General features: G+C 71.7%; 1 protein-coding gene. It reads right to left on the bottom strand.

All coding sequences use genetic code 11. The annotated features are described in order from the left end of the window. Positions 1 to 1064, bottom strand: a 1064-nt coding sequence (locus tag GCU69_RS05030; RefSeq protein ID WP_170315781.1) for a pyridoxal phosphate-dependent aminotransferase, incomplete at its 3' end; no start/stop codon positions are given. Positions 1065 to 1366 lie beyond the last annotated feature (302 nt).

Here is a 1366-nt window from a genome sequence, read left to right as displayed (position 1 = left end):
TACAGGCAGGCCCGGAGTCCGGCGAGCAGCCGGTCGACGTCCGGGCGGGGCCGGACGACCAGGCGCAGGAAGCGGCTGCTGCTGCCGAGCTTGTTGCCGCACTCCCGGACGTACACGCCGTGCTCGGTGAGCAGCCGGTCGCGCAGGACCGCGCCGTCCACCCCCTCGGGCAGCTTGACCAGCAGGAAGTTGCCCTGGGACAGGAACACCACGAGTTCGGGCAGCGCGGCGAGCGCCATCGCCATGTTGGCCCGGTCGCTCGACACCATGGTGAGGCTATGCCGGTACTCCTCGCCGTACTCCCGCAGCATGAAAACGACCGTCTCGGCGAAGGAGTTGAGGTTCCACTTCGGCAGCGCCCGGCGGACGGTCCCGGCGAGGGCCGGGTTGGCGACGAGATAGCCGAACCGGATGCCGTGCAGCCCGAAGTTCTTGCCGAGGCTCTTCAGCACGACGACGTTCGGCCGGATGGCGGCCTCGTCGGCGACGGACGGCGCCCGCTCGGCGTCCACGAAGTCGATGAACGACTCGTCGATCACGACGAGGTCCAGGTCGGCCAGTTCGTCCAGCAGCCACACCACCTGGCTCCGGCGCAGATAGCCGCCGTCGGGGTTGTTCGGGTTGCACACGACGGCCACCCGGGAGCCGCGGCGCCGGATGAACCGCACATACCCCTGGAGGTCGAGCACGAAGTCCTCCTCCTCCCGCAGCTGGTACATGTCGACGCGCTTGCCCGTCTCCAGCGGCTGGTCCGTCCACCGGCCGAAGGTCGGTACGGGGATCGCGAGGCTCTTCCCGACCAGCAGATGGTCGATCCAGGTGATCAGCTCGGTGGAGCCGTTGCCCATGGCGACGGTCTGCGGATTGAGGCCGAGCACCGAGCAGAGTTCCGCGGTCACCGTGCCGGCGTCGCTCGGGTAGTAGGTCAGGATCGTCTCCAGCGACTCCCGCAGCCGCCCGAACATGTGGGGGGTCGGGAAGTACGGGTTGCAGGGGATGCAGAAGTCGATCCGCTCGCGGACAGCGGGCTGCTGGTACGCGGCCCCGGTGCCGGCGGACGCCATCGGCGCCGCCTGTGCCGGGACGGGGGCCTGCTGCCGGCCGGGGCTCATCGCCGCCGTGCCCGGCGCCAGCCGGTTGAGCATCGCCCAGGAGGGGCTGTGCGCGGTGCTGCGCGGCAGTCCGGTGTCGACGGGTTGGGACACGGCGGGGACTCCTTGTCGGATGGTGCGCCCCGGGTCGTGCCGGGGGCGGCGGGGGTGTGGTGCGGGCGGACGCCCGGCTCAGCGCCGGCGGCGTACGAGCAGACCGGCCGCCGCGACGCCCGCGGCCAGGGCAGCCAGGGCGGCCAGGGCGGCCAGGGCTC

Origin of the sequence: Streptomyces lycii, from assembly GCF_009735685.1 — a bacterium.
GTDB classification, from domain to species: domain Bacteria; phylum Actinomycetota; class Actinomycetes; order Streptomycetales; family Streptomycetaceae; genus Streptomyces; species Streptomyces lycii.
The sequence above is the reverse complement of the archived record's forward strand: the minus strand, read 5'-3'. Positions and strand labels throughout refer to the sequence as shown.